The sequence below is a fragment of the Prevotella sp. LCP21S3_D2 genome, assembly GCF_052118345.1.
Classification (GTDB): Bacteria; Bacteroidota; Bacteroidia; order Bacteroidales; family Bacteroidaceae; genus Prevotella.
The window spans coordinates 21,506-47,820 of the sequence record NZ_JBQKHJ010000026.1 but is presented as its reverse complement, the minus strand read 5'-3'; the positions used below and the strand labels follow the sequence as shown (position 1 = coordinate 47,820).

Here is a 26,315-nt window from a genome sequence, read left to right as displayed (position 1 = left end):
TAGAACTTAAAGTTAACAATTAATATTTTTAATTAAATTTTATCGTATGAAAAGAAAGTATTTAAGCGCGCTGCTTATGGGTGTATTGACACTTTCATCCGTAAGTACATTTACTTCTTGTAAGGATTATGATGATGACATCAGTAACTTGCAAGAGCAGATCGACAAGCTTGCTACTGCCGATCAGCTTTCACAGAAGGTTGCTGAGCTCCAGGCTCTGATCTCTTCTAACAAGTCTGACATCACTTCTCTTCAGTCTGAGTTGGGTAAGAAGACAACTCTTGATGAGGTTAAGGCTGTTTTGGCAGACTACGCAACTAAGGAGTATGTTGACGGTGCAGATGCTACATTGAAGGCTGCCATCGACGCTCTCGAGACTGGTAAGGTTGCAGAATTAGAGGCTGCTGTTAAGGCTGCTCAGGCTGCTGCTGACAAGGCTGCTGCTGATGCTGAGAAGGCAAATGCTGAAATCGTTGAGACTTTGACGAAATTGGCTACAAAGGCTGAGGTTGAAGAGGTACAGAATGCAGCAAACAAAGCTATCGCTGCTGTTGAGTCTAAGAACGCTGAGGCTTTGGAGAAGGCTCAGGCTGAAATCCTCGAAACTTTGAAGGGTTATGCAACAACTCAGGATCTTAAGGAGGTAGCTGATGCTGCTGGCAAGGCTCTCAAGGAAGCACAGGCTGAGCAGGCTGCAAAGGATGAGGCTGCAAAGAAGGCTGCAGACAAGGCTTTGTCTGATGCTGTAGCTGCACTCAACACAGCTATCGGTAACGCTCAGACCAAGGCTAACACAGCTGCTGCTGATGCATCAAAGGCTCTCGCTGACTTGGTAACAACAACAAAGACTGCCAATGATGCTAAGAAGCTGGCTGATGAAAACAAGCAGTCTATCGCTGATGCTCTCAAACTTCTTGGCGAGGGTTACAGCGCAGAGAACACTGTTGCTGCTGCAATCAAGGCTATCCAGGCTCAGGTTGGTACGCCTAACAAGGAGCTCGGTACACTTGATACACGTTTGGCTGCTATCGAGAGCGTATTGAACGGTGTAAAGGACGATGACACTAAGCTCGGTCTCGCTACTAAGGTTACTAACATCGAGAACAAGTTGAAGGACATCATTGGTGAGTACACTACAATGGTAACTGAAGTTAGCTTGATGGGCTCATTCTTAGATAATGGTGAGTTTAATTCAGTAACTACGAATGATCCAAAATCAATCCAGTTGAAATTCATTAGTGGTGAGGTAAAGAATAACTATGAATTCGGTAAGGAAGAAGTAGATAATACAGGAAAAAAGGTTCCTGCAGCTCCAAACCAGCAGGCTTTCGTAGAGAATACTCCATTCAACAACCAGAAGCAGCTTATGGTTCGTGTAAACCCAACAAATGCCGTCCTCACAAAGGATATGATTAAGTTGGTAGACTCTCAGGGCAATGACTTGGATAATGTTCTTGAGATTGGTGAGCCAAAGCAGTATACAGAGTTGTTAACAAGAGCTTCTAAGGGTACAGGTCTTTGGACAATCCCTGTTAAAGTAAAGGCTGGCGTTGCATCTTCTGCTATTGAACAGAAAGTTCTTTCTGGCATTAAAAAGGATCAGCATATTCTCTATGCTGTGGCAATCAAGAATACCAAGACTCAGAAGGATGCTGAGGATCGTTATGTAGCTTCTACATATGATGTTACTGTTCCTAAAGCAGAACCATTCAAGGCTGTTGATAACATTAATGATGTTAAAATTTGGTCTGAAAGCACAATGACAGAAAAGGGTTCTATCAAATTGTCTGAGGCTAAGCCTACAACTTCTTATGTTGATCCTGCTGGAACAACAACACCTAAAAAGGTTGTTAGAGCAAAGAACAATGAAACTATCAAGATTGACTTCTCTGAATATGGTGGTAAGATCAAGTACTTCTATGTAGTACGTGACGACAATAACACTGACAAGAAGAGTGATGCATCTGAACTCAATGCTTGGAACAGCTATAGCTATGGTGGTAATGCATACGGTCAGGTAGTTGAGGTTGACCCTAGAAAGCCAGCTGAACTTACAATCAATATCAATGGTAAGCCTGATGATGAGATTGGATTCCGTGTTTTTGCTATCAACTATGACGGTACTCTTGCACCAAAGACAGAGGCACCAAAAGACGGAAAACCTGGTGTTGGTGGTCAGAGCTTCGTAGTTTACGTTGGTGATCAGCAGAATACAGCTACAGTTGGTGGTAAGCTCCAAGCTACTAAGGCTTTGGGTGATGATACAGGATGGTTGCCTCTTACAGGCACATTGAAGGATAAGACTGAAGGTGCTGGCGTATTACCTGAAACTTGGAAAACAAATGTTGGTGGTACAGACCTTACATTCAAAGTTGAATATGCTAAGAATGGTGATGGTGATAAAGCTTCAAAGTACAGTGATATTAAGTATATTAAGTTTACTTTGATTAAAACAAGCTTGCCTAATGGTGCTTCAGATCCTAGCATTTTGTACTGGAAGGATAATCTCAAGGCTGAGGGTAAGATTACAACTCTTAATTCTAAGAAGCTTGTAGAGAACGAAATCGAAGTTTCTTTGGCTAAGGTTCTCCCTACAGTAGAGTCTACTATTGCTCACATGGGCTATAAGTGGAAGGCTGCTCAGAAGGATGAAAGCGGTAAGTATACAGCATACGTATATCCTGCTAATAATGCTTGGACATCATCAACTGTTATTCAAACAGGTTACAAGAACATGACTGAGGCTATTAATGGTTTGAAGACTGGTACTCAATTTGAAATTGAGGGTATGAAACTTAATCCTAAGACCCAGAAGTACTCAGATCCTATTACCGTTACAGACGTTACGAACGGTACTTGGACTGTTAATGTACCTTTAGCTTTGATTGATCCTACAAAAGAGCATAAGACTACTATCTCTTACAACTATGGTAAGATTTCTTCTGAAAAGAAGGATAATGCTGGTGCAGTCGTTGATTACGTAATACCTGTTGAGACTGTTCAGACAGTATTCGTTTGCCCATTGGATGAGGCAGCTCAGTCTTATACTTGGACTAAGAAGCCAGTTTTGACTGACGGTAAGGTTACAGGTTACAAGGACGTTAACTACTTGACATACGGTAGCGTTGTAACAGTTGATAATGTTAACCTCTTAGACTACATTTTGGGTTCAAACAAGTTTGATGGTACAGTATTCGGTGGTATGTTGTCATTCTCTGCAATGAATAAGTATGCAAGCATCAAGGCAGAGTTGCTTTCTGATGAAAGCGGAAATCCAGACTTCTTTACTGTTGAATTCGAGGATGTAGCAGCTACTACTGGAACTAATGCTGTTCCTGCTCACAAGAAGATGGTATTCAAGACTAAGGCAAATACATCTAACCCACTTAAGGACGTTAAGTCTCACTTGATTATTACTCTTACAGACGCATTCGGTCACGAGATGAAATACCCTATGGAATTCACCGTAAAGCGTGCAAAGTAATTGTTTGATTAATTAAGCAAATTAGAAGCTTAAACATACCCAAAGGAGCTTCCCATATTTATTTGGGGAGCTCCTTTTTTCTTTTTATAGATATTGATGAAAATGAAGAAATTCGTATTTGTTTGGATCGCTTTGATCAGTATCATCTTCTCTCTTTCTTCCTGCAAGGAGAAGATAAAAGATGTAGAGGGAGTCGTTACCAGTGTGGATATCAATCCTGATGGTGACACCATCCGTTCTATGAAAGTTTTCAATGGCGAGGATACCTTGATCTTTACGGTTAAGGATGCTCAGTATGCCAATGGGGTCATGCTTGCCAATGATAATGTCAAGGTGCATTATCTGAGTGGCAATGGCGATACACTGCGTGCTGTGCTGGTTTATGTCAAGCCAAGACCTTCTAAGGTGATTGAGCTGAAACCGGATAGCACCAAGCCTCTCTTGACAAGATAATCTACAGAGTTATTAATCAATAAAAGATATGATTATGAATACAATGAAATCTTTGTTCGCTGCTTCGTTGTTGGCCCTCGGCACAATATCTGCCATGGCACAGGCTACTTACACCGACAAGGAAGGTAATGAGTACCAGTTTGAGAAGCACGCATTCCTGGATCTGCAGGGCGGTGCTCAGTATACACTCGGCGAGGCTAAGTTCGGTGATTTGCTCTCTCCTAACCTTCAGCTGGGCTTGGGCTACCAGTTCTCTCCTGTCTTCGGCATGCGTCTGCAGGCTAACGGTTGGCAGAGCAAGGGCGGTTGGGCTGGATTCCGTGCTCAGAAGGGCGAGACTCCTTACAACGCTCAGTATAAATATAAATATGTGGCTCCTGGTGTTGACTTCATGTTCAATCTCAGCAACTTCTTCTGCGGTTGGAACCCTAACCGTGTGCTGAACGTTACTGCCTTCGCTGGTGCAGGTGCCAACATCGCCTGGGATAATGACGAGGTGAATGAGTTGGCTGCTACCATGAAGAACCTGAATGTTTACAACCTGGAGTATCTCTGGGATGGTACCAAGGTTCGCCCTTACGGTCGTGCCGGTATCGAGTTGGCATTCAAGGTGAGCAAGTCTGTCAGTCTGATGCTTGAGGGTAATGCCAATGTCATTTCAGACAAGTACAACTCTAAGAAGGCAGATAACCCTGACTGGTATTTCAATGCTTTGGCTGGTCTTCGCATCAACCTGGGCAAGAGTGCTACCAAGAAGGAGAAGCCAGTAGAACCGGAACCAGCTCCAGCACCCGTTCAGAAGGTTGAGGAGCCTGCTCCTGCTCCAGCACCTGTAGTAGAGAAGAAGGTAGAGGAAATCCGTCGTGATATCTTCTTCACCATCAACTCTAACAAGATTTCTGCCAAGGAGAATCAGAAGATTCTCGAGGTCATCGACTTCCTGGTGAAGTATCCTGAGGCTAAGGTTGTTGTTACCGGTTATGCTGACAAGGGTACTGGTAATGACAGAGTGAACGACCGCATCGCTGCCAAGCGTGCTGCAGCCGTTGTCTGGATGTTGGAGAAGCGCTATGGCATTCCTGCTGAGCGCATCACAGAAGAATCAAAGGGTGCTCGTGTTCAGCCATTTGCAGAGAATGACAAGAACAGAGTATCCATCATGATTGCTAAATAATATCTGGCTTGTGCCAAATATTATTTAGCACTAATTCTGGATTTGGGGCAAGCCTGTAAAGCTTACCTGAATCCATGCTTTTAGCGAGGTTTCTTTTTCAAGAAGCCTCGCTTTTTGGGTTTGAAAATAGTGGGGTTTTTCGATCCATCCCGTCCCTCCTTTGCCAAAGAGGTGTTTTTTAGCCCCACCTGTCCCTCCCCTGCGGGAGGGTCCTTAACCCACTCCCAAGCCCTCGCCCTTTCCAAAAGGGCAAGGGATGTAACCGCCCTGCAGTGCTGTCTTTTTCGATCCACCCCGTCCCTCCTTAGCCAAGGAGGGCTCCACCGCTTTCCCCAAGCCCCTTTCCCCTCAGGGGACAGGGGATGTAACCGCCCTCCGGTGCTCAGAACCGCTTCGCTCTAAGGTTGGCGGGGCATCAAAGCCCTCGCCATATTTTGCGGGATGGGACCGCCTGGGGAACTTTTAAATGTAAAAGAGCTATTTAAAGGTAAAAAAGTAAAAAGGTAAAAAGGTAAAAAATCTGTGTGAATCTGTGAAATCTGTGGGAACTTTTAAAGGTAAAAGGGTAAAAGAAAAAATCTGTGTGAATCTGTGAGATCTGTGGGACTTTTAAAGGTAAAAGGGTAAAAAAGTAAAAAGGTAAAAAATCTGCGTCATCTGCGAAATCTGCGTGACTTTTATAAGGTAAAATAGTAAAAGAAAAAATCTGCGGGAATCTGTGAGAACTGCGGGACTTTAGAAGGGCTGCTTATTGGATAATTGGTTGATAACTTTAAGATTTCTTGCTTTTTTCTTGGTGGTTTCAAGAAAAAAACGTACTTTTGCAACTAAAGTTAAACGTTTATAAATAAAAGATTATGGCAACATTAACTATACAAGTGGAGGACAAAAGTGTTATGGCAGGACTTAAGAAGGTACTTGAGTCAATGAAAGGTGTCGTAATTGTTCCCAATCATCAGAAAAAATCCGGTATAGAGGAAGCAATGGATGATATTCGCCATGGTAGAGTTACTGAGTATAAAAGTGCTGATGATATGTTTGAAAAGTTGGGAATATGAAATACAAAATCATAGCTACCAAACACTTTCAGAAGGATGTGAAACGTTGTAAAAAAAGTAATCTTCCAATGGAAAAGCTAAAGAAGGTAATTCGCTTACTCGAAGAGACAGGACAATTACCTTCTGAATATAAACCGCATAAACTATCTGGGCAATATGCAGGAAGCTGGGAATGTCATATTATGTCTGATTGGTTGCTGATATGGACACAAAATAATGAGGATTTGGTATTGGTAATGACTAATACCGGTTCTCATAGTGATGTCTTCTAAAAATCACCCTTACATAGTCTTTATGCCCCCTTCAGTAATCCTTGTTTAGATCGGAAACCTCAGGTACGAGAGGGTGTAACCGCCCTGCAGTGCTGTCTTTTTCGATCCAGCCCGTCCCTCCTTAGCCAAAGAGGGAGCTTTTCGATCCACCCCGTCCCTCCTTAGCCAAGGAGGGCTCCACCGCTTTCCCCAAGCCCCTTTCCCCTCAGGGGACAGGGGATGTAACCGCCCTCCGGTGCTCAGAACCGCTTCGCTCTAAGGTTGGCGGGGCATCAAAGCCCTCGCCATATTTTGCGGGATGGGACCGCCTGGGGAACTTTTAAAGGTAAAAGAGCTATTTAAAGGTAAAAAAGGTAAAAAATCTGCGTCATCTGCGCAATCTGCGTGACTTTTAAAGGTAAAAAAATCCGTGAGATCCGTGTGGGACTCTGTTTACATGTCTGGCATCTGAATCTCTGGAATTACCAGATTAGAGTCTTCTATCTCATTATTAAAGAACATACAGTAATATATAGGCATATAAGTGATGCTATTTTCCGTATAAACCTTCTGCTCATTACTCAGCACCACAGCCTCATGAATATGATATTCAGGGGTATCCAGAAACTTATCTAGCGCACTATGCACCCTATAATCCTTACCAGACTTGATTTCCACTGGCAAAACTGTCAGATTCCTGTAATCATCTATCAGATAATCCACCTCACCTTTCTGCTTGTTATCATAATAATGAAGCTCATAACCATGAGCATGAAATTCCTGAGCTATGACTGACTCATATACTGCTCCCAGATTCACACTCCGCTCGTCCCTCAACACCGCATTGATATTCGTACCATAAAGAATATTGGTCAATAAACCCACATCATTCATATAGAGCTTCAGCAAATTCTTGCTCTCCGACTCAATCAGCGGGAAACTCGGATTGCTGATAGCCTGCACCGATAAAGCTACCCCTGAATTCGTAAGATATTCAAACTCCTCAGCATAGTCGCTAAACTGCTTATGCGCCTTCAAGCCTTCGATGTTCTTTACGATGATACGCTTTTTCTTGTTTTCCATATTCGATGGAATCATATCATATATCTTTCTGATAACAAGCTTGCGTTCATCATCATACTGCGATGCATCTACCCTATAAAGTGCATGAATATCCCGCTGTATACTGCGCACTTGAGCCATATTCCTATTTTCAAGAAACTTATTGACGGCATCAGGCATTCCTCCCACTAGCAGATAAATTTTAAACTGCTGGAGCATATAGTTGTGCATCGACTCATTCAAGGCTTTCTTATCCAGAAAACTCTGACGCATGCTCTCTATCGCCTTCTTTCCACAACCCATCGCCCACAGGAATTCCTCAAAATCAAGAGGATACATCTGTTGGATAGCGATGCTTCCGATAGGCACAGAAGGGGTCTGCGACAAGGCGACACCCAGCTGGGAGCCACTTGCCACATATCGGTATTTGCCATCCTCGTTGAGAAACTTAAGCATAGTCATCAAGTGAGGATAACTCTGGATTTCATCAAGAAATACCAGCGTATCTTCCTTGCTTCCAAGATTGTTACCTGCCATAGCACCCAACTGCAAGTAAAAGTCTTCCTTGCTCCTTACTGTTTTAAAAATGCCATCTCCTTCTTGGTCTGCCTTGAGATTTATCTCAACAAAATGCTTGAAAAGTTTCTTTCCTACATATCTTATCAGATACGATTTTCCTATCTGCCTAGCTCCATTGACAAGCAGAATCTTCCGGGTTTCATGGAGGAGAAAATTCTCCAAACTTTCTGTAAATTTACGTTCTAACATAAGTCTTTCGCTTTATCCGATGCAAAGATACTTATTTTCAGGGAATTACGCAAGTTTTCAGGACTTTTTCTTTCATTTTTAGGGGTAAAAATAGGAATTATTCCAATATAATGAGGGGTAAAAAGAGGAATTATTCCGGTGTTTTGCCCCACCTGTCCCTCCCCTGCGGGAGGGTCCTTAATCCACTCCCAAGCCCTCGCCCTTTCCAAAAGGGCAAGGGATGTAACCGCCCTGCAGTGCTGTCTTTGCCCCACCTGTCCCTCCCCTGCGGGAGGATCCTTAACCCACTCCCAAGCCCTCGCCCTTTCCAAAAGGGCAAGGGATGTAACCGCCCTGCAGTGCTGTCTTTGCCCCACCTGTCCCTCCCCTGCGGGAGGGTCCTTAATCCACTCCCAAGCCCTCGCCCTTTCCAAAAGGGCAAGGGATGTAACCGCCCTGCAGTGCTGTTTTTTTCGATCCACCCCGTCCCTCCTTAGCCAAGGAGGGCTCCACCGCTTTCCCCAAGCCCCTTTCCCCTCAGGGGACAGGGGATGTAACCGCCCTCCGGTGCTCAGAACCGCTTCGCTCTAAGGTTGGCGGGGCATCAAAGCCCTCGCCATATTTTGCGGGATGGGACCGCCTGGGGAACTTTTAAAGGTAAAAGAGCTATTTAAAGGTAAAAGAGCTATTTAAAGGTAAAAGAGCTATTTAAAGGTAAAAAAGTAAAAAGGTAAAAAAGTAAAAAATCTGCGTCATCTGCGAAATCTGCGTGACTTTTAAAGGTAAAAAGGTAAAAATCTGTGTGAATCTGTGAAATCTGCGTGACTTTTAAAGGTAAAAAGGTAAAAAAGTAAAAAGGTAAAAATCTGTGTGAATCTGTGAAATCTGTGGGAACTTTTAAAGGTAAAAGGGTAAAAAAGTAAAAAGGTAAAAAATCTGCGTCATCTGCGCAATCTGCGTGACTTTTATAAGGTAAAAAATCCGTGAGAATCTGTGAAATCTGCGTGACTTTTAAAGGTAAAAAATCCGTGAGAATCGTGAGATTCGATGAACAATTCATCCGATGAAATAAATCATCAGATGAATTATTCTTCCTTGATCTTCCATTCGCTGATGGTGCGCTGGGTGCTGTCGTAATTAACGCCAATCTTAAAGAGACGCTTGCCGTCGGCAGAATAAGGAATCAGATATCCCTTTTCATCAATCTGCCTGATTGCTTCCTCTGCAGAACCATCATACTTCAACTCGAAAACAAACACGGCATCCGGCATATAAACCACGGCATCAGCCCTGCCTATCGCACTGTTCTCCTCTACCCTCATGTGGGCACCCATCAGATTGAAGACAAGATAGAACACCGTCTGGAAATCCCGCTCACTCTTGTTGCTCAACCGGTTGGAGATGCTGGCAAGATATGCTTTCAGTCGCACCATCGCCCCCTCGACATCTGCCTCATAGAGCTTCTCCAGGAAATCACCTACCAGACTGTTGTTGTCCAGAGAAATCGGCGAAAGATAGTTGGGCGCAAGACTCTTGAGCATGCCTATTTTAACCTCCCTGTTTGGATATTCAAGAGTATAGCGATGCAGCAGCGGGTTATACTTCTTGATGGTGAGATAACCACTCTGATAGAGCAGCGGAAGTGCTGAAGTCATCATTTCCGGTGAAACATCAAAGTCATCCACATCGCATGACTTTTTCTCGATATCCATCACATTGACGTGATACTTCTGCAACGTCTTGATAAGATAAGACGGCGTGCCGGAACCAAACCAATATGGAGCAATCTTGCCTGCATTCAAAGCCTTTACCAGACTGAATGGATTGAAGATGTCCTCTGATTTCTTGCTGAAATGATAGCCGTCGTAGAATCTTGTCAGTTCTGCCAGGCATTCCTCGTATGTCATGCCAAGGGCTTCACCCAGCGCTGCCACATCCGGTTTCATCTGGGTGGTAAGCTCTGTCTTGCTGATGCCGCAGATGGCGGAATACTGGTCGAACATGCTGATATTATCGAGGTTGTTGAGTCCGCTGAATATGCTAGACTGAGGAAACTTGGTAATGCCGGTGATGAAGGTGAACTCCAGGTATGGGTCTAGCATCTTCAGAGGACTGTAGAAGTTCTGCATGATGCGACGAAGGGGTTGCAGGTTCTCCTTCTCGTGCACCACGTCCAGCAGAGGGGCATCATATTCGTCGATGATGACAGCCACCTTTTCGCCCATCTTCTCGTAAGCACGCTTTACAATACCAGCCAGTCTTTCATTAGGATAGTTTTCACCTTCTCCCTTGCCGTAAAGCTTTTCGTAGGGCAAAAGTCGTAGATTCAGATAACTGTTCAGGGCGTCAGCATCAAAATGCTTGGCACCGCTCATATCGAAATGGAGCACAGGGTGCTTCACCCATTCCTTCTCGTAATCAGCAATGGCCAATCCCTCGAAAAGTTCCTTTCTTCCCTCGAAATAAGCCTGGAGGGTAGAGGCAAAGAGCGACTTGCCGAATCGTCTCGGACGACTCAGAAAGACATACTTCATTCCTTTCTCCCGGAAATCCACGATATATTGGGTCTTGTCTACATAGAGATAATTGCCCTCTCGGATATTCGAGAATGTCTGTATCCCTACGGGATAGCAATTTACTATTTTTGCCATAATCCTATATGCTTTACGTTTTGCGCTGCTAAATTACGAAGAAAATCTGAATTAGCCAAGCATAAGTGGAAAAAGTTTGTGCCATCAGCTCTCCTTCAGCAGTTCAATCTCTTCTTCCGTCAAGCCAGTGGCTTGGGTTATTTGATCGATAGGAAGCCCAAGGGACAGAAGGTTTCGGGCGATTTCAAGGCTTCGCTGGTTCATACCTTTCTCTATGCCTTTCTGGTATCTGTCATCCAGGAGGGTTCTTTCAACGCTTACGGAATCCCAGAACTTGTCATAGGCTCTGAGTTCGGCATCCGAGAAACCGGAAATCTCCAGTTCTTCTACGGCTTTTCCAATCTCCGGGTCATTAAGCAGGTCGGCTGGTACTTCCTTTGTATTGGAATTGATTTCTGTGAGGAAACGCAGCCACAGTACCATCATGCGCTTGTCCGCAATGGAATGAGGAGTGAACTTAGGGAGTTCAATGAAAGTGAAATGCAAGCCCTCGATGACCTTATTGCTGTCCTTATCATGTACGATGCGATAGTTGTGGATGAAATCTGGAGTATCATGCGCAAAGATATCATTCACAAGATTCAGGGAATATACAGGTTGGAGTTCACTGTATTTTCCTCCCTTTTTAGCCTGACTCACATAGAGTTTGGATGCATTGAACAATACTCGCTGCTGGAATGCGTCAGACCATTCCATCTGCATTTCCACGCAGAACTTCCTGCCTCTGACATCTGTGCAGAGTACATCCACGATGGTGTTTTTGCCCCCTTCGAGCAGGGGCACAAGTTCTGTAGGCAGATACTTGATTTCGTGTATCTGCTCCTCGTCGCTGAGTGGCAGGAGGGCGTTCAGGAGACTGATCAGTCTTGTGGGATGATTGCCGAATATCTTCTTGAACGTGAGGTCTGCCTTAGGATCTAAGTACTTCATAACCATCTGTTTTTAAATCTATAGCGCAAAGTTACGACTTTATTTTCAAACCTGCAAGCTTTTCGGGGACTTTTAAAGGTAAAAAAGTAAAAAGGCTATTTAAAGGTAAAAAAGTAAAAAGGTAAAAAAGTAAAAAATCTGCGTGACTCCACATAAAAACGCATAAGGGTGTGGTATAAAGTTTCCTCCATATTTATTTCCTGCACAAAAAAAGTTTTTTGCGTGAAAAAGTCTCAAAGTATCATTATTTTGTGAAATATTCTTATAAACAACTGATATTCTGTAATATACACGAATGAGACTTTTCTGATTATTTTACAAGAAGTATCATTAAAGTATCATAAATCCGGAAGAAATATCATGAAATTCGGCTTTGAGTCGATTTAAAAGACTAAAAAAGAAGTGTCTACTATTCCAGTTTTACAAAAATGAAAGTGTCTATTTTTCCAAGATATAAAGAATGTAAACACAAAATAGGAATAAGAGAAAAGATTGACAAGCAGGATTAGGAAAAACAGCACATAAGGTGGTCTGTTAGAGACCATTAAGCGGTCTGTCCCTGCCCGTCAAGTGGGCACTCAGGGACCAAGTGTCGGGCATTGGGAGAACAAGTAACGGGCAGTCGTTGCCCGTACGGCGGGCATTAAGTGCCCAAAGTGTCGGACGATTTTTGGGCACTTCTTGCGGGTCGGCAGCTTCGCTATTATGCATGATGCTTTATGGCGATTTTGTGATGCTTCAATGACGGTTTTCATGATACTTCTATCAAATTTATGATACTTCTATGATACTTTTTGTAAAGTAATCCAAAAAGTATCATTCTTTTATCTTATTGTATATCAGATGTTTATATCGGAATTTAGTCGAAAAGATGATACTTTGAGACTTTTTTCACGAAAAAACTTTTTCCGTGTGCGTATAAGAAAGGTGGTAAATTTATAAAGTATCTGATCTAATTCCTTATAGATACCTCAAAATTATGTCCCGACGTAGCCTCTACTACATGGCGACGTAATCTTTCCTACGTCCCGACGCAGAGATTCCTGCGTCGTCATGTAATCTTAGATCCACCCCGTCAGGTTTTTCGATCCACCCCGTCCCTCCTTTGACAAAGAGGTGTTTTTTTGCCCCACCTGTCCCTCCCCTGCGGGAGGGTCCTTAACCCACTCCCAAGCCCTCGCCCTTTCCAAAAGGACAAGGGATGTAACCGCCCTTCGGTGCTCAGAACCGCTTCGCTCTAAGGTTGGCGGGGCATCAAAGCCCTCGCCATATTTTGCGGGATGGGACCGCCTGGGGAACTTTTAAAGGTAAAAGAGCTGTTTAAAGGTAAAAAAGTAAAAAGGTAAAAAATCTGCGTCATCTGCGAAATCTGCGTGACTTTTAAAGGTAAAAGGGTAAAAAGGTAAAAAATCCGTGAGATCTGTGAGATCCGTGTGGGACTTTAGAAGGGCTGCTTTTCGGATAATTTGCTGTTAACTTGCAGAATTATTGCGAATTATTTGTTTATATCAGAAAAAATGATTAGCTTTGCAAATTAAATTATCTAGTTTAAATAAACATGGGCAATGATTACAAAGATTAGGTTACTAAACTGGAAGAGCTTTAAGGACTCTACTATATATATAGATTCTTTGGGTATCCTTATCGGAACCAATGCTAGTGGTAAGTCAAATGTTTTAGATGCGTTTGCCTTCCTCCATGCTGTGGGAGAAGGTAAGAGTCTTCTTGATGCTATTCAGACTGTTAGAGGTGGAGAAGACTGGATTATCCGTAGGGGGGAGGATTTTTTCTGCATAGAGATTGAAATAGAAATTGATGGAAGTTTCTATCTTCTTAATCTGAGGGTGGTTAAGCGCAATTCGGTTTTCAGTTTTGGTCCTTGTGAAGTCCGTCGTTTGGGTATAGAAGACGGTGATGTCGTTCCTGGTAAGTTTATTGATTCTGCGCGCAATATCACATGGAAAACGTATGATGTTCCAATACTTCTGGATTTTTGGACAAAGATATATGCTACTTTTAGAAATATCATCATTCTTGATCCTGTTCCTGCTAAGATGCGTGATTACTGCAAGATTTCAAAAGAGTTGAAGTCTGATGGTAGTAATGTAGCAGGTGTCTTATGTGCGTTGTCTCCAGAGGAAAAGAAGAAGGTGGAAGCGCTGGTGTCTAGCTATGTTCGACCGCTTCCTGAGCGTGATATTAACAAGGTCATATCTGAGCCTGTTGGTCTGATTAAGTCGGATGCCATGCTTTATTGTTATGAAGACTGGAATCCTGATCAGCCTGTTGATGCAAGAGGTATGAGTGATGGAACGCTTCGTTTTATAGCGATTGTCGTAGCTCTTTTGACGGTTGCACCTTATAGTTTGTTGCTTATCGAAGAGGTGGATAATGGCTTGCATCCTTCTCGTGCTAAGGAGTTGGTTGATATGTTGAAGGATTTGTCACGACAGCGCCAGGTTGATGTGCTCTGTACGACGCATAATCCAGTCTTGTTAGATGAGTTAGGAAACAAGATGATTCCGTTTATCAGCTATGTTACTCGTGATGAGCATGGTGATAGCCATGTTAATCTTTTGGAAGAAAAAGAGAATCTTGCCAAATTGATGGCTTCTGGAACAATTGGTAGAATGATGGTTAATGATAAAATATAATGAGAAAGGTATTGGTGATTGATACGAGTGTACTTTGTGTTTGGCTCAAAGTACCTGGCAAGGAAACTTGTGGTCCAAGCAATGCCTTGGTTACATACGAGATGGTCTCTGAGAAAATAGAGGAAGAAAAGAAGAAAAGAACAACCTTTATTCTGCCTCTTGCAACAATCATTGAGACTGGAAATCATATAGCTCATACTTCGGGAGATAAAAAGTCATTAGGTGAGGAATTTGCTCAAATCATGATTGATTCAGCTGATGAGAAATCACCATGGGCAGCATTTACTGAACAAAGCAGTTTGTGGAATCCTGAAACCTTAAAAAAGTTGGCAGAGAAGTGGAAGACTACTGTTATAGGAGGGCAAGCTTTAGGCGACGCTTCTATAGTTGAGGTCGTAAAATATTATACAGATTTAGGATATGAAGTTGAAATCTTTACTGGTGATGAAGGATTGAAAGCTTACGAGCCAACAGTTGAAATCCCTAGGAGAAGAAGGAAGTAAAAAAAACTTCCGCTCCTGTAGGTAGAAACGTTAGGGACGAAAGGATGTAACCGCGTTTTTCGATTCTCCCCGTCCCTCCTTTGCCAAAGAGGTGTTTTTGCCCCACCTGTCCCTCCCCTGCGGGAGGGTCCTTAACCCACTCCCAAGCCCTCGCCCTTTCCAAAAGGGCAAGGGATGTAATCGCCCTGCAGTGCTGTCTTTTTCGATCCACCCCGTCCCTCCTTAGCCAAAGAGGGAGCTTTTCGATCCACCCCGTCCCTCCTTAGCCAAGGAGGGCTCCACCGCTTTCCCCAAGCCCCTTTCCCCTCAGGGGACAGGGGATGTAACCGCCCTCCGGTGCTCAGAACCGCTTCGCTCTAAGGTTGGCGGGGCATCAAAGCCCTCGCCATATTTTGCGGGATGGGACCGCCTGGGGAACTTTTAAAGGTGAAAGAGCTATTTAAAGGTAAAAAAGTAAAAAGGTAAAAAGGTAAAAAATCTGCGTCATCTGCGAAATCTGCGTGACTTTAAAAGGTAAAAAGGTAAAAGATCTGTGGGAATCTGTGAGATCTGCGGGACTTTAGAAGGGCTGCTTATCGGATAATTGGTTGATAACTTGAAGATTTCTTGCTTTTTTCTTGGTGGTTTCAAGAAAAATGAGTAATTTTGACGGCAGATATAAACTAAATAAAGGAGATGAGATTATGATGTTAGGTATTAATGCACCAAAGCCATTGATTAAAGGTGAATTTGCTAAGGCTGTGCGCAAAGCTGTTCACGATTCGATGGTTGCAAAGGAAAATTGGAAGGAACCTGCTGCAAAAGGTCCTTGGAAAGTTAAATTTATTGTGCGCTAGTTATGGATAAAGATTCGGAACTGATTATTGAAGTAGCTGATGAATATGACAGTTTGAAATCATTCGAAAGTGGCAATCAACAGATGGATGATTTCATTCATGATTATTTATCAGCTTGTTCACGTAGTCATTTTTGTATAACCTATTATGTACGTTTTAAACCAAAGGGAGATGTAATTGCATTATTTTCTTTATCAAATGATTCCGTAGATTTATCGGAAGATGATTTTGATGATATGAGAATAGGAGCAGCGGGTACAGAATTACCTCTTGTAGAAAACACTTTTCGCGAGCGGTTTGAGAAAAAATGTACATACCCGGCATTGGAAATTACATATTTAGCGGTAAACAAAAACTATCAAAACTTAAAAATTGGATCGACTCTTATTGATTTTATAGCAAATATTGCACGAAACCAAAGAGGTTCTGGCTGTATATTCCTGACAGTTAATGCTTTACATACGAATAGTTATAGTGCTGTTTCCTTTTATGAGAAGAACCATTTCGCCAAGCTTACTCCTGTTCCACAATTTGACGTTTGGCCTATGTATAAAACTTTGTGGTATTAATCCGTGAGATCCGTGTGGGAACTTTTAAAGGTAAAAAATCTGCGTCATCTGCGAAATCTGCGTGACTTTTAAAGGTAAAAAATCTGTGGGAATCTGTGAAATCTGTGGGACTTTTAAAGGTAAAAGAATCTGCGGGACTATTATGTCAGAGCGAAATGAGATTAGGAGAAACAGTTTTGGAGTAATTTGCTGATAACTTGAAGGATTCTTGATGGTTTTTTTGGTGTTTTCGAGAAAATAGCTTATTTTTGCAACACAATTCAGTTAAACGTTTTAAAAGGAGAAGGATATGAAACGGATAGAAGAACGATATATTAGCTTGCTTACCGATTTCGGTTTTAAGCGTATCTTTGGAACAAAGCCTAATAAGGATTTGCTCATCAATTTCTTGAATTCACTGTTTGATGGTTTTCATGTCATCAAGGATGTGAAGTACTTGAATAGTGAGCACGTTGGTGATGTCTTTGCCGAGCGCAAGGCCATCTTTGATGTATATTGCGAAAATGAGCGTGGTGAAAAGTTCATCGTTGAGATGCAGAATGCTTATCAGAAGTACTTCAAGGATCGTTCTTTGTTCTATTCTACTTTTCCTATCCGTGAACAGGCTCCAAAGGGGGCTGAATGGAACTTCAAGCTTGAACATGTATACACTGTTGCTCTGCTGAACTTCGACTTGGAAGAAGAGGCATTTGACAAGAATGATATCAACCATGATGTGGGCTTGCTTGACAAAAAGACTTTTAAGGTTTTTAATGACAAACTTTCTTTCAAGTATGTTGAGATAGCGAAGTTCAATAAGACAGAGGAGGAGCTTGACACGCTTTATGATAAGTGGTTGTATGTGTTGAAAAACCTTTCCCGATTGGATGAGCGTCCTGCTGCCTTGAAAGAGAAAGTGTTTACTAAACTCTTTGAAGAGGCTGAGATTGCGAAGTTCACTCCAACAGAGTTGAAAGAATATGAGGATAGTTTGAAGGCGTATCGTGATGTCAAGAACTCTATAGATACGGCTTTGGAAAAGGGGCGTGAGGAAGGTATGGAAAAAGAAAAGCTAGCCACAGCTCGCCGCCTTCTGTCAATGGGGCTTTCTGATGAGCAAGTATCAACAGCCACCGAGCTTCCACTGAAGGAAATTCAGAAAATGAGGGAATAAGCCTGAACCTAGCAGAACTTTCAGAGAAACAATAGTTTTTGCCCCACTTGTTCCTCCCCAACGGGAGGGTCCTTAATCCCTAACCAAGCCTTTCCCTTAACCATGAAGGGAAAGGATGTAACCGCCCTCCGGTGCTGTTTTTTCGATCCACCCCGTCCCTCCTTTGCCAAGGAGGGCTCCACTTTCTCCCCAAGCCCCTCTTCCTCAGGAAGAGGGATGTAACCGCCCTGCAGTGCTGTCTTTTTCGATCCAGCCCGTCCCTCCTTAGCCAAAGAGGGAGCTTTTCGATCCACCCCGTCCCTCCTTAGCCAAGGAGGGCTCCACCGCTTTCCCCAAGCCCCTTTCCCCTCAGGGGACAGGGGATGTAACCGCCCTCCGGTGCTCAGAACCGCTTCGCTCTAAGGTTGGCGGGGCATCAAAGCCCTCGCCATATTTTGCGGGATGGGACCGCCTGGGGAACTTTTAAAGGTAAAAGAGCTATTTAAAGGTAAAAAAGTAAAAAGGTAAAAAGGTAAAAAAGGTAAAAAATCTGCGTCATCTGCGAAATCTGCGTGACTTTAAAAGGTAAAAAATCTGTAGGAATCTGTGAGATCCGTGGGGACTTTAAAAGGTAAAAGATCTGTGGGAATCTGTGAGATCTGTGGGACGAAAAAAGAGGGTGTGTCATGAACTTATGACACACCCTCTTTATCTTATGACGACAGAGATTTAGAACTCTGCGTTCTTTGGTGTACGTGGGAATGGAATCACGTCACGGATATTCTGCATACCGGTTACGAAGAGAATCAGACGCTCGAAACCGAGACCGAAACCTGCATGTGGACATGAACCGTACTTACGGGTATCAAGATACCAACGCATATCCTTCATAGGAATGTTGCGAGCCTCAATCTCACCCATCAACTTGTCATAACTCTCCTCACGGACTGAACCACCGATGATTTCACCAATCTGTGGGAACAAAACGTCGGTACCCTGAACGGTCTGACCGCTCTTGCCACCGAAACCACTCTCCTCCTCGTCTATCTTCATATAGAATGCCTTGATAGCCTTTGGATAGTTGGTCATGATGACTGGACGCTTGAAATGCTCCTCTACGAGGAAACGCTCGTGCTCTGAAGCCAGGTCATCACCCCACTCGCATGGGAACTCAAACTTCTTGCCGTTGGCGATAGCCTCCTGCAGGATGCGGATACCCTCGGTATATGGAAGATGAACGAAATCGGAATTCAATACGCCCTCCAAACGAGCGATCAAGCCCTTATCAATCATCTTGTTCAAGAAAGCAAGATCGTCCTTGCAATGCTCGAGTGCCCAACGGATACAGTACTTGATGAAATCTTCCTCCAACTCCATCAAACCGTCCATATCCAGGAAAGCAACCTCCGGCTCTACCATCCAGAACTCAGCCAGGTGGCGAGGAGTATTACTGTTCTCTGCACGGAAGGTTGGACCGAAGGTGTAGATAGCACCGAGTGCCGTAGCACCCAGCTCACCCTCCAACTGACCGGAAACGGTCAATGAAGTCTGCTTTCCGAAGAAATCATCAGAGTAGTCAATCTTTCCATCCTCTGTTTTCTTGAGGTTGTAGAGGTTCTTGGTGGTTACCTGGAACATCTGTCCAGCACCTTCGCAATCGCTCGCTGTGATGAGCGGAGTGTTGAAATAGAAGTATCCATGCTCATGGAAGTAAGTGTGGATAGCCATCGCCATGTTGTGACGGATGCGCATCACGGCACCGAAGGTATTGGTACGGAGACGGAGATGAGCATACTGACGCATGTACTCGAAGCTCTGTCCCTTCTTCTGCATAGGATAGTCGCCACCGCAGAGACCGTAGATCTCGATGCTGTCACACTGGATTTCAACACTCTGTCCGGCACCCAGGCTTTCAACCAGAGTACCCACTACGCTGATGCAGGCACCAGTGGTGATCTGACGAAGCTGATTTTCATCGACCTTTGATGGGTCGACTACTATCTGAACATTATTAATAGTAGAACCATCGTTAAGAGCGATAAAATCGACTGCTTTGCTACTACGATGGGTACGTACCCATCCCTTTACATTCACGATTGAGTTGTAGGCAGTGCTCTTAAGCACGTCTACAACCTTAGTTCTTTTAATCTTTTCCATTGTTTATTACTCTGTTTTATTCAAAAGCACCCATGCGGAGCATGTCTACTTCTTTCTCTGTAAGGAAGCGCCAGTCGCCACGACGGAGGTTCTTCTTGGTCAATCCAGCGAACTGTACACGATCCAACTTAGTTACACGATAGCCAAGGCTCTCGAAGATACGGCGAACGATACGGTTCTTGCCACTGTGGATCTCGATGCCCACCTGTGACTTGTCGTGCTGGTCAGCATACTCGACAGCGTCTGCCTTGATTTCACCATCTTCCAAAGTGATACCCTCACGAATCTGATCCATATCATGAGATGTAAGGTTCTTGTCGAGGTGTACGTGATATACCTTCTTCTTCAGGAACTTAGGGTGAGTCAGCTTAGAAGCCAGGTCACCGTCGTTGGTGAGAAGGAGTACACCGGTAGTATTGCGGTCGAGACGACCAACAGGATAGATACGCTCTGGGCAAACGTCCTTCACGAGGTCCATCACGGTCTTGCGCTGCTGAGGATCATCGCTAGTGGTAACGTAATCCTTAGGCTTGTTGAGCAATACATAAACCTTCTTCTCCAAAGAAACAGGAGTATCGTGGAACTTCACCTCATCGGTGCGAAGAATCTTGGTACCCAACTCAGTTACCACCTCACCATTAACGGTAACAACACCAGCCTGGATGAACTCATCAGCCTCACGGCGTGAGCATACACCAGCATTGGCGAGGAACTTGTTCAAGCGCAATGGCTCTGTAGGGTCGAAGTTCTCCTCCTTGTATTCAATTCTCTTCTTGAGACTATATTTTGCATTAGGATCATAACCTGGTGTGCGCTGACGGAAACCGCCACCACTACGGTTGTTGTTGTAGCCACCGCCACGGTTGTTATTGTAGCCACCCTGCTGTGGACGACCGTAACCACCCTGCTGTGGACGACCGTAGCCACCCTGCTGTGGACGACCGTAACCGCCCTGCTGTGGACGACCGTAGCCACCCTGCTGAGGACGACCGTAACCACCCTGCTGTGGACGACCGTAACCGCCCTGTTGAGGACGACCGTAACCGCCACCATTATTACTATTATAGCCACCACGGGTGCTGTTGTAGCCACCCTGCTGAGGACGGCCATAGCTGCCACCATTGTTGTAACCACCCTGCTGAGGACGGTGACCGCCACCACGGTTGCTGTTGTAACCGCCACGGCTCTGGTATCCGCTGTGCTGTGGGCGCTCGGTATTAGAGCTCTGCAAGCCAGCTCCGAATCCTTCTGGACGGAAGCCGCCTTCACTATTACTACTACTTCTATCGCTGCTGAATGAAGAGCGATGAGTGTTGATACGTGGACGCTGAGTGCGACCTACTGGGCGATAACTCTTCTGATAACCGCCTGCTGGGTTGTAGCCCTCTCGGGTGTTCTCTTTCTCAGATGCATGATCCTGAGGTTTGTTTCCGAATTCTGAATCCATTTTCTTTAAATCTTAATTTAAGCCTCACGGCCGGGTTAGTGAAAAAATAATTATAAATATATTATGTTGAATATCTTCATGCTATTGCTACCCTGGAGGAAGCCGGTAGTATTTAGATGCCCGTATAATTGCTTGGAGTGATAGCCATCAGTTCAGCCTTCACGCTTTCGCTGACGTTCAAGCCCTGAATAAATTCATGGATGGTCTCTTCAGTCATGTGCTTGTTGGTACGAGTCAATGCCTTCAAAGCCTCGTATGGATGTGGGTAAGCCTCACGACGGAGGATGGTCTGGATAGCCTCAGCTACAACAGCCCAGGTATTATTCAGGTCTTCCTGCAACTTCTCCTCGTGGAGGATGAGCTTGCGCAATCCCTTCAGGGTACTCTGGATAGCGATGACGCTATGACCGAGAGGCACACCGATGTTACGGAGCACGGTACTGTCAGTAAGGTCGCGCTGCAGGCGGCTTACCGGAAGCTTCTGAGCCAGGAACTGAAGGATGGCATTGGCAATACCCAGGTTACCCTCACTGTTCTCGTAATCGATAGGGTTTACCTTATGCGGCATAGCACTTGAGCCAACCTCTCCTGCCTTGATCTTCTGCTTGAAGTAATCCATAGAGATATACATCCAGAAGTCACGGTCCAAGTCGATGATGATGGTATTGATGCGACGGATGGCATCAAAGATAGCACCGAGATGATCGTAGTTGCTGATCTGAGTGGTATACTGTTCACGCTGCAAGCCGAGCTTCTCGCTGACGAACTTGTTGCCGAAAGCCTTCCAGTCATACTCCGGATAAGCAACATGGTGGGCATTGTAATTACCAGTAGCACCACCAAACTTAGCAGTAAACTTGCAAGCCTTCAAAGACTCAAGCTGTTCGGTAAGACGATAAACATAAACCATGATTTCCTTACCCAAACGTGTAGGAGACGCAGGCTGTCCGTGAGTCTTAGCCAACATAGGGACATCCTTCCACTCGTCAGCATAAGTCTGGAGCTGTGCAATAAGTTCCTCTACCTGTGGGTAGAAGCACTCCTCCAAAGCCTCCTTGACAGAAAGCGGTACACTGGTGTTGTTGATGTCCTGAGAAGTGAGACCGAAGTGAATGAACTCCTTATAGTCGTCCAATCCACCAATCTTATCGAACTCCTCCTTGATGAAATACTCTACGGCTTTTACGTCGTGATTAGTAACCTTCTCAATGTCCTTGACACGTTGAGCCTCATTTTCGTCAAAGTTACGGTAGATATCACGCAAGCGCTCAAACAGCGACTTGTCGAAAGAAGCCAACTGTGGCAAAGGCAATTCACATAAAGTAATGAAATACTCTATCTCTACTCGAACACGATAACGAATAAGAGCATACTCTGAGAAATAGTTAGCGAGCTGCTCTGTTTTTCCCCTGTAACGACCATCTATAGGCGATATGGCAGTCAATAAATCTAAATTCATATTAATACGTATTATATATAGGGTGCAAAGTTAATGAATAAATCTGAGAAAACAGCGAAAAACGATATTTTTTAGCTTTAATTAAAAAAAGGTCTCTCAACTTTCGTTGAAAGACCTTCATTAGAAGTGGGCGTTGACGGATTCGAACCGCCGACCCTCTGCTTGTAAGGCAGATGCTCTAAACCAGCTGAGCTAAACGCCCTCTAAAAATTTCCCCGCTCATCATAAGTATGACTAACAGGGAAAAACACCCCTGTGGGCGCTGACGGATTCGAACCGCCGACCCTCTGCTTGTAAGGCAGATGCTCTAAACCAGCTGAGCTAAGCGCCCTTACTTTTCGTAAGCGGTTGCAAAGGTACAAACAATTTCCGGTTCCACCAAATTTTTGAGCAACTTTTTTTCATTTTTCTGCATTTTTCTTCAAAAAAAGCCATTTTTCGGTGTTTTTACCCCCTTTTCACCTGTTTTTAGGCACGGATTACACAGATTACTCGGATTTTTTATGAGAGATGGTTATCGCTTTACTTATATTAGCACCATAAAATCCGTGTAATCCGTGCCTTATCATTACTCAGAAATCTGAATAGTGGCACGACGATTGTATGAAACTGGATCCAAATCCTTCACACCACCGTTTGATTTCACGATGATATTGTCCTTATCAACTCCCATCTTGACGAGCAAACCGGCTACTCGCTCGGCACGAGCCTGAGAAAGTTTCTCGTTAAAGGCTGCAGAACCGGTAGCACTATCAGCATAACCATTCACAACCAACTTCAAATTGTTCTCCTTGGCATACTTCGCAAGAGTCTCCACATTGACCAGATCCTTCCTGGAAGCAATCTTTGACTTACCCAAATTGAAGAAAACAGATACCGGAGTACCTACAAACTGCTTGACAACCTGGGTCTCGGCAGTCTTCTGGTTCTCCAACTCGTTTCTCAAACGCTCGTTTTCTGCATTGGCATCCTCCAATGTGGCATTGAGTGCATCGAGTTCTGACTGATGAAGGGCTGTGATGGCATCGACATCCGGTGTCTTATCCCATGTACCTCTACCCAACTTAAAGGTAAGACCTACCTCAGCATAGAAATTATTGCAACGGCGGGTAAAGGTATTGCGGCTGTTGCCTGCGCAACCATCAATATCAGCATCGAAGGAATTCACACCGACCTCAGCAAAGAGGTTGGTCTTCTTTCCAATCTTCCAGGAAGACTGGATGCCGGCACTATAAACCAAAGCATAGGCATTATGAGTCATGGAACGTCCAATACCGGCACCGGCAAACGGGATGAGATTCCATACACGGTTCTCGTTGTAGCCATAAAGCAGATTGCTGAGATTGAACATCACCTGCTCATTGGCAACCCAGTACTTATTACCGTTGCCCTCGTTGGTAGCATCATTGCCATCAGCATCAACAAACTTACCCCAGATGCCCTGAATCTTGGTACGGAAACCGACACCAGGAGTATACCACTTGCCAAATGCCAGAGAAACACCAGGATTGGAACGGAACTTCTTGAAAGGGCTCTTGGAATATCCTGCGCCCTTTTCCTGGGCAGAATACCAGGAATTCCAATCTGCGCCAACCTCATAAAACCAGTTGCTCCAAAAAGAATTGGTAGCAACACTGTATTTCTCCTGAGTAGTTGCGTCCTGAGCGAATGAGCTCAAAGACAGACTAGCCAAAGCTAGCATTGAGAAAAATTTCTTCATAACTTTCTATTTTAAACCACTATTAATGTATAATGTACAATTATTAATTATACATTATACATTATTCATTATTAATTATTCATTACCCTAAGAGATGTTCTATCTCATCCTGCTGAAGGATGCACAGCACCGACTTGCCATCGGGGGTGTAGTTGACATTCTCGCAGGCGAACAGACCATTCACCAGGTTTTCCATTTCCACATTGCTCAACACCTGACCGTATGGGATGGCAGCCTGACGGGAAAGGGACAAAGCCAGAGTACGGTTGATTTCATCCATCGCTCCTACTCCCTTTTCGATGGCACTCGTCACCATGTCCTGTACCAAGCGGACGGGATTCAAGCCTTCCAGACCTGCCGGCACACAGTTCACAGCGTAACTGCCACCGCCCAGATCTTCCAGTTCAAATCCCATGCTCTGCATCTCCGGAAGAATCTTCTCGAAGATGACCTTTTCGGAAACCGGAAACTGTACGACCTCCGGGAAGAGTACCTTCTGGGAATGGAAAGTGCGGTCCTTAAGCTGCTGCAGATAGCGCTCGTAGAGAATGCGGACATGAGCCCGATGCTGATCGATGATCATCAGTCCCGACTTGACGGCTGTCATGATATACTTGCCCTTATACTGATAATGAGCCGGCGACTTCTCGGCAAGGATATTGGAAGAAGTGCATTCCTCCAACGGCTCATCAAAGAGTTCCATCGTATGCTCCTCAACTTCCGACTCGTCTTTCAACCCCTCATAGAGCTGTTCCCAGTTCTCATCTACCTGAGGCTTGATCTTTGAAGGGATTGTTCCGTAAGAGGAAGCCGATGATACTGCCGACGAAGAGATGGCTGAAGTGAAGCTGTCGCCTGCTGATGATGAATGGCTGGAAGAAGAGTTGGTCTTAAAAGGATTGTAACCAGGATTCAGACTAATCTTCGGAGCGGCAGCCGTTGGCGCCTTTTCGGGATTATATACCGGAATATCCGGTTTGTCCTCCGTATCAAAATCGATGGTAGGAACCTCGTTGAACATACCTATCGACTCCTTGACCGAGGCAAGGATGATCTGCCAGATGGCCTGTTCGTTCTCAAACTTGATTTCGGTCTTCGTAGGATGGATGTTGACATCAATATCCTTAGGGTCTACTTCGAAGTAGAGGAAATAAGGAACCTGTTCTCCCTGCGGAATCAAACGGTCGAAGGCAGACATCACCGCCTTATTGAAGTAAGGATGCTTCATATATCTGCCATTGACGAAGAAGAACTGGTGAACACCCTTCTTGCGGGCAGCCTCCGGTTTACCGACGAAACCGGAAATCTTGCACATGGTAGTCTCGACATTCACCGGCAGCAACTCATGATTGAATCGCTTGCCGAAGACATCCAGGATGCGCTGGCGCAGATTGGCAGCACGGAGATTGAAAACCTCGGTCTCATTGCTGCGCAGCGAGAAGTTGATCTGCGGATTCACCAAGGCGATACGCTCGAAAGCTGTAAGGATATTATTCAGCTCGGTAGAATTCGACTTCAGGAACTTCCTTCGTGCGGGTACATTATAGAATATATTATTGATGGCGAAGATACTTCCCACCGGACAGGAGCATGGCTCCTGCTTCTCGAAACGTGAGCCGGAAATCCGAATCAGGGTTCCTATTTCATCAGAAGCCTGACGGGACTTGAGTTCTACCTGAGCTACGGCAGCGATGGAAGCCAAAGCCTCACCACGGAAACCCATCGTATGAAGATTGAACAAATCATCAGCCTTGCGAATCTTGGAAGTGGAATGGCGCTCGAAAGCCAAGCGGGCATCCGTCTCCGACATTCCCTTACCATCATCTATCACCTGAATAGAGGTACGTCCAGCATCCACCACCACGACTTGAATGTTCATCGCTCCGGCATCAACGGCATTCTCAACCAACTCCTTGATAACAGAGGCAGGGCGCTGTATCACCTCACCTGCCGCAATCTGATTGGCTACCGAATCGGGTAAAAGTTGAATTACATCACTCATGATTACACCTTAATATATATACTCTT

Annotated in this window: 18 protein-coding genes and 2 tRNA genes; 10 read left to right on the top strand and 10 right to left on the bottom strand. The window is 44.5% G+C overall.

Going from position 1 to position 26,315, the window contains the following annotated elements; translation table 11 throughout:
* Positions 1-46: 46 nt before the first annotated feature.
* The 5 genes from ACTQ16_RS13525 (at position 47) to ACTQ16_RS13505 (ending at position 6,441) form a co-directional block, all read left to right on the top strand.
* Complete coding sequence (locus ACTQ16_RS13525; RefSeq protein ID WP_441937856.1) at positions 47-3,484, top strand: FlxA-like family protein; 3,438 nt, start codon at positions 47-49, stop codon at positions 3,482-3,484.
* Between the two features lie 102 nt (positions 3,485-3,586).
* Positions 3,587-3,937, top strand: a complete 351-nt coding sequence (locus ACTQ16_RS13520) for a hypothetical protein (RefSeq protein WP_441937855.1) — start codon at positions 3,587-3,589, stop codon at positions 3,935-3,937.
* 34 nt (positions 3,938-3,971) lie between these two features.
* On the top strand, positions 3,972-5,111 hold the full coding sequence (locus ACTQ16_RS13515; RefSeq protein WP_441937853.1) for an OmpA family protein: 1,140 nt from the start codon (positions 3,972-3,974) through the stop codon (positions 5,109-5,111).
* 857 nt (positions 5,112-5,968) lie between these two features.
* Positions 5,969-6,169: a hypothetical protein gene (locus ACTQ16_RS13510; protein ID WP_441934514.1), complete on the top strand. Its 201-nt coding sequence runs from the start codon at positions 5,969-5,971 to the stop codon at positions 6,167-6,169.
* On the top strand, positions 6,166-6,441 hold the full coding sequence (locus ACTQ16_RS13505; protein WP_441937851.1) for a type II toxin-antitoxin system YafQ family toxin: 276 nt from the start codon (positions 6,166-6,168) through the stop codon (positions 6,439-6,441). Before ACTQ16_RS13510 ends, ACTQ16_RS13505 begins: the two co-directional genes overlap by 4 nt.
* A gap of 432 nt (positions 6,442-6,873) precedes the next feature.
* Here the strand turns inward: ACTQ16_RS13505 and ACTQ16_RS13500 are convergent, their stop codons facing one another.
* The 3 genes from ACTQ16_RS13500 to ACTQ16_RS13490 form a co-directional block, all read right to left on the bottom strand.
* A complete protein-coding gene (locus ACTQ16_RS13500) occupies positions 6,874-8,250 on the bottom strand; it encodes an ATP-binding protein (RefSeq protein WP_441937850.1) in 1,377 nt (458 codons plus the stop codon).
* A gap of 1,064 nt (positions 8,251-9,314) precedes the next feature.
* The gene (locus ACTQ16_RS13495) at positions 9,315-10,880 is read right to left on the bottom strand and encodes an AAA family ATPase (protein WP_441937849.1); all 1,566 of its coding nucleotides are present in this window, start codon (positions 10,878-10,880) and stop codon (positions 9,315-9,317) included.
* Between the two features lie 84 nt (positions 10,881-10,964).
* Positions 10,965-11,816, bottom strand: coding sequence for an Rpn family recombination-promoting nuclease/putative transposase (locus tag ACTQ16_RS13490; RefSeq protein ID WP_441937848.1), 852 nt, complete (start codon positions 11,814-11,816; stop codon positions 10,965-10,967).
* 1,559 nt (positions 11,817-13,375) lie between these two features.
* On the opposite strand from ACTQ16_RS13490, the gene ACTQ16_RS13485 reads away from it, so the two are divergent.
* From ACTQ16_RS13485 to ACTQ16_RS13465, 5 genes are all read left to right on the top strand, one after another.
* On the top strand, positions 13,376-14,464 hold the full coding sequence (locus tag ACTQ16_RS13485) for an AAA family ATPase (RefSeq protein WP_441937847.1): 1,089 nt from the start codon (positions 13,376-13,378) through the stop codon (positions 14,462-14,464).
* Positions 14,464-14,967: a hypothetical protein gene (locus tag ACTQ16_RS13480; RefSeq protein WP_441937846.1), complete on the top strand. Its 504-nt coding sequence runs from the start codon at positions 14,464-14,466 to the stop codon at positions 14,965-14,967. The genes ACTQ16_RS13485 and ACTQ16_RS13480 overlap by 1 nt, the downstream gene beginning before the upstream one ends.
* 635 nt (positions 14,968-15,602) lie before the next feature.
* Positions 15,603-15,803 carry a hypothetical protein gene (locus tag ACTQ16_RS13475; RefSeq protein WP_264951540.1) on the top strand — a complete coding sequence of 67 codons (201 nt, stop codon included), beginning with the start codon at positions 15,603-15,605 and terminating at the stop codon, positions 15,801-15,803.
* A 2-nt stretch (positions 15,804-15,805) separates the two neighbouring features.
* Positions 15,806-16,372, top strand: a complete 567-nt coding sequence (locus ACTQ16_RS13470; protein ID WP_441937845.1) for a GNAT family N-acetyltransferase — start codon at positions 15,806-15,808, stop codon at positions 16,370-16,372.
* A 289-nt stretch (positions 16,373-16,661) separates the two neighbouring features.
* A complete protein-coding gene (locus ACTQ16_RS13465) occupies positions 16,662-17,525 on the top strand; it encodes an Rpn family recombination-promoting nuclease/putative transposase (protein WP_153123567.1) in 864 nt (287 codons plus the stop codon).
* A 708-nt stretch (positions 17,526-18,233) separates the two neighbouring features.
* On the opposite strand, the gene asnS is transcribed toward ACTQ16_RS13465, so the two are convergent.
* The 7 genes from asnS to mutL form a co-directional block, all read right to left on the bottom strand.
* Positions 18,234-19,661, bottom strand: coding sequence for an asparagine--tRNA ligase (gene asnS / locus ACTQ16_RS13460; RefSeq protein WP_295346832.1), 1,428 nt, complete (start codon positions 19,659-19,661; stop codon positions 18,234-18,236).
* Between the two features lie 16 nt (positions 19,662-19,677).
* Positions 19,678-21,108 carry a pseudouridine synthase gene (locus tag ACTQ16_RS13455; RefSeq protein WP_441937843.1) on the bottom strand — a complete coding sequence of 477 codons (1,431 nt, stop codon included), beginning with the start codon at positions 21,106-21,108 and terminating at the stop codon, positions 19,678-19,680.
* A gap of 112 nt (positions 21,109-21,220) precedes the next feature.
* Positions 21,221-22,567, bottom strand: a complete 1,347-nt coding sequence (gene purB, locus ACTQ16_RS13450; RefSeq protein WP_295346830.1) for an adenylosuccinate lyase — start codon at positions 22,565-22,567, stop codon at positions 21,221-21,223.
* A 127-nt stretch (positions 22,568-22,694) separates the two neighbouring features.
* Positions 22,695-22,769, bottom strand: a tRNA-Val gene (locus ACTQ16_RS13445).
* A gap of 54 nt (positions 22,770-22,823) precedes the next feature.
* Positions 22,824-22,898 (bottom strand) — tRNA-Val (locus ACTQ16_RS13440).
* 237 nt (positions 22,899-23,135) lie between these two features.
* The gene (locus ACTQ16_RS13435; protein WP_441937841.1) at positions 23,136-24,287 is read right to left on the bottom strand and encodes an OmpA family protein; all 1,152 of its coding nucleotides are present in this window, start codon (positions 24,285-24,287) and stop codon (positions 23,136-23,138) included.
* A gap of 82 nt (positions 24,288-24,369) precedes the next feature.
* Positions 24,370-26,289 (bottom strand): DNA mismatch repair endonuclease MutL, encoded by a 1,920-nt coding sequence (mutL, locus tag ACTQ16_RS13430; RefSeq protein WP_441937839.1) that lies wholly within the window; start codon positions 26,287-26,289, stop codon positions 24,370-24,372.
* Positions 26,290-26,315 lie beyond the last annotated feature (26 nt).

Bases quoted from the DNA above. Each gene is read 5' to 3' on its own strand.
- ACTQ16_RS13485 (WP_441937847.1), top strand. From the start codon at position 13,376: ATGATTACAAAGATTAGGTTACTAAACTGGAAGAGCTTTAAGGACTCT.
- asnS (WP_295346832.1), bottom strand. From the start codon at position 19,661: ATGGAAAAGATTAAAAGAACTAAGGTTGTAGACGTGCTTAAGAGCACT.
- ACTQ16_RS13525 (WP_441937856.1), top strand. From the start codon at position 47: ATGAAAAGAAAGTATTTAAGCGCGCTGCTTATGGGTGTATTGACACTT.
- ACTQ16_RS13480 (WP_441937846.1), top strand. From the start codon at position 14,464: ATGAGAAAGGTATTGGTGATTGATACGAGTGTACTTTGTGTTTGGCTC.
- ACTQ16_RS13435 (WP_441937841.1), bottom strand. From the start codon at position 24,287: ATGAAGAAATTTTTCTCAATGCTAGCTTTGGCTAGTCTGTCTTTGAGC.
- ACTQ16_RS13470 (WP_441937845.1), top strand. From the start codon at position 15,806: ATGGATAAAGATTCGGAACTGATTATTGAAGTAGCTGATGAATATGAC.
- ACTQ16_RS13465 (WP_153123567.1), top strand. From the start codon at position 16,662: ATGAAACGGATAGAAGAACGATATATTAGCTTGCTTACCGATTTCGGT.
- ACTQ16_RS13510 (WP_441934514.1), top strand. From the start codon at position 5,969: ATGGCAACATTAACTATACAAGTGGAGGACAAAAGTGTTATGGCAGGA.
- ACTQ16_RS13475 (WP_264951540.1), top strand. From the start codon at position 15,603: ATGAGTAATTTTGACGGCAGATATAAACTAAATAAAGGAGATGAGATT.
- ACTQ16_RS13495 (WP_441937849.1), bottom strand. From the start codon at position 10,880: ATGGCAAAAATAGTAAATTGCTATCCCGTAGGGATACAGACATTCTCG.
- purB (WP_295346830.1), bottom strand. From the start codon at position 22,567: ATGAATTTAGATTTATTGACTGCCATATCGCCTATAGATGGTCGTTAC.
- ACTQ16_RS13505 (WP_441937851.1), top strand. From the start codon at position 6,166: ATGAAATACAAAATCATAGCTACCAAACACTTTCAGAAGGATGTGAAA.
- mutL (WP_441937839.1), bottom strand. From the start codon at position 26,289: ATGAGTGATGTAATTCAACTTTTACCCGATTCGGTAGCCAATCAGATT.
- ACTQ16_RS13500 (WP_441937850.1), bottom strand. From the start codon at position 8,250: ATGTTAGAACGTAAATTTACAGAAAGTTTGGAGAATTTTCTCCTCCAT.
- ACTQ16_RS13515 (WP_441937853.1), top strand. From the start codon at position 3,972: ATGAATACAATGAAATCTTTGTTCGCTGCTTCGTTGTTGGCCCTCGGC.
- ACTQ16_RS13520 (WP_441937855.1), top strand. From the start codon at position 3,587: ATGAAGAAATTCGTATTTGTTTGGATCGCTTTGATCAGTATCATCTTC.
- ACTQ16_RS13490 (WP_441937848.1), bottom strand. From the start codon at position 11,816: ATGGTTATGAAGTACTTAGATCCTAAGGCAGACCTCACGTTCAAGAAG.
- ACTQ16_RS13455 (WP_441937843.1), bottom strand. From the start codon at position 21,108: ATGGATTCAGAATTCGGAAACAAACCTCAGGATCATGCATCTGAGAAA.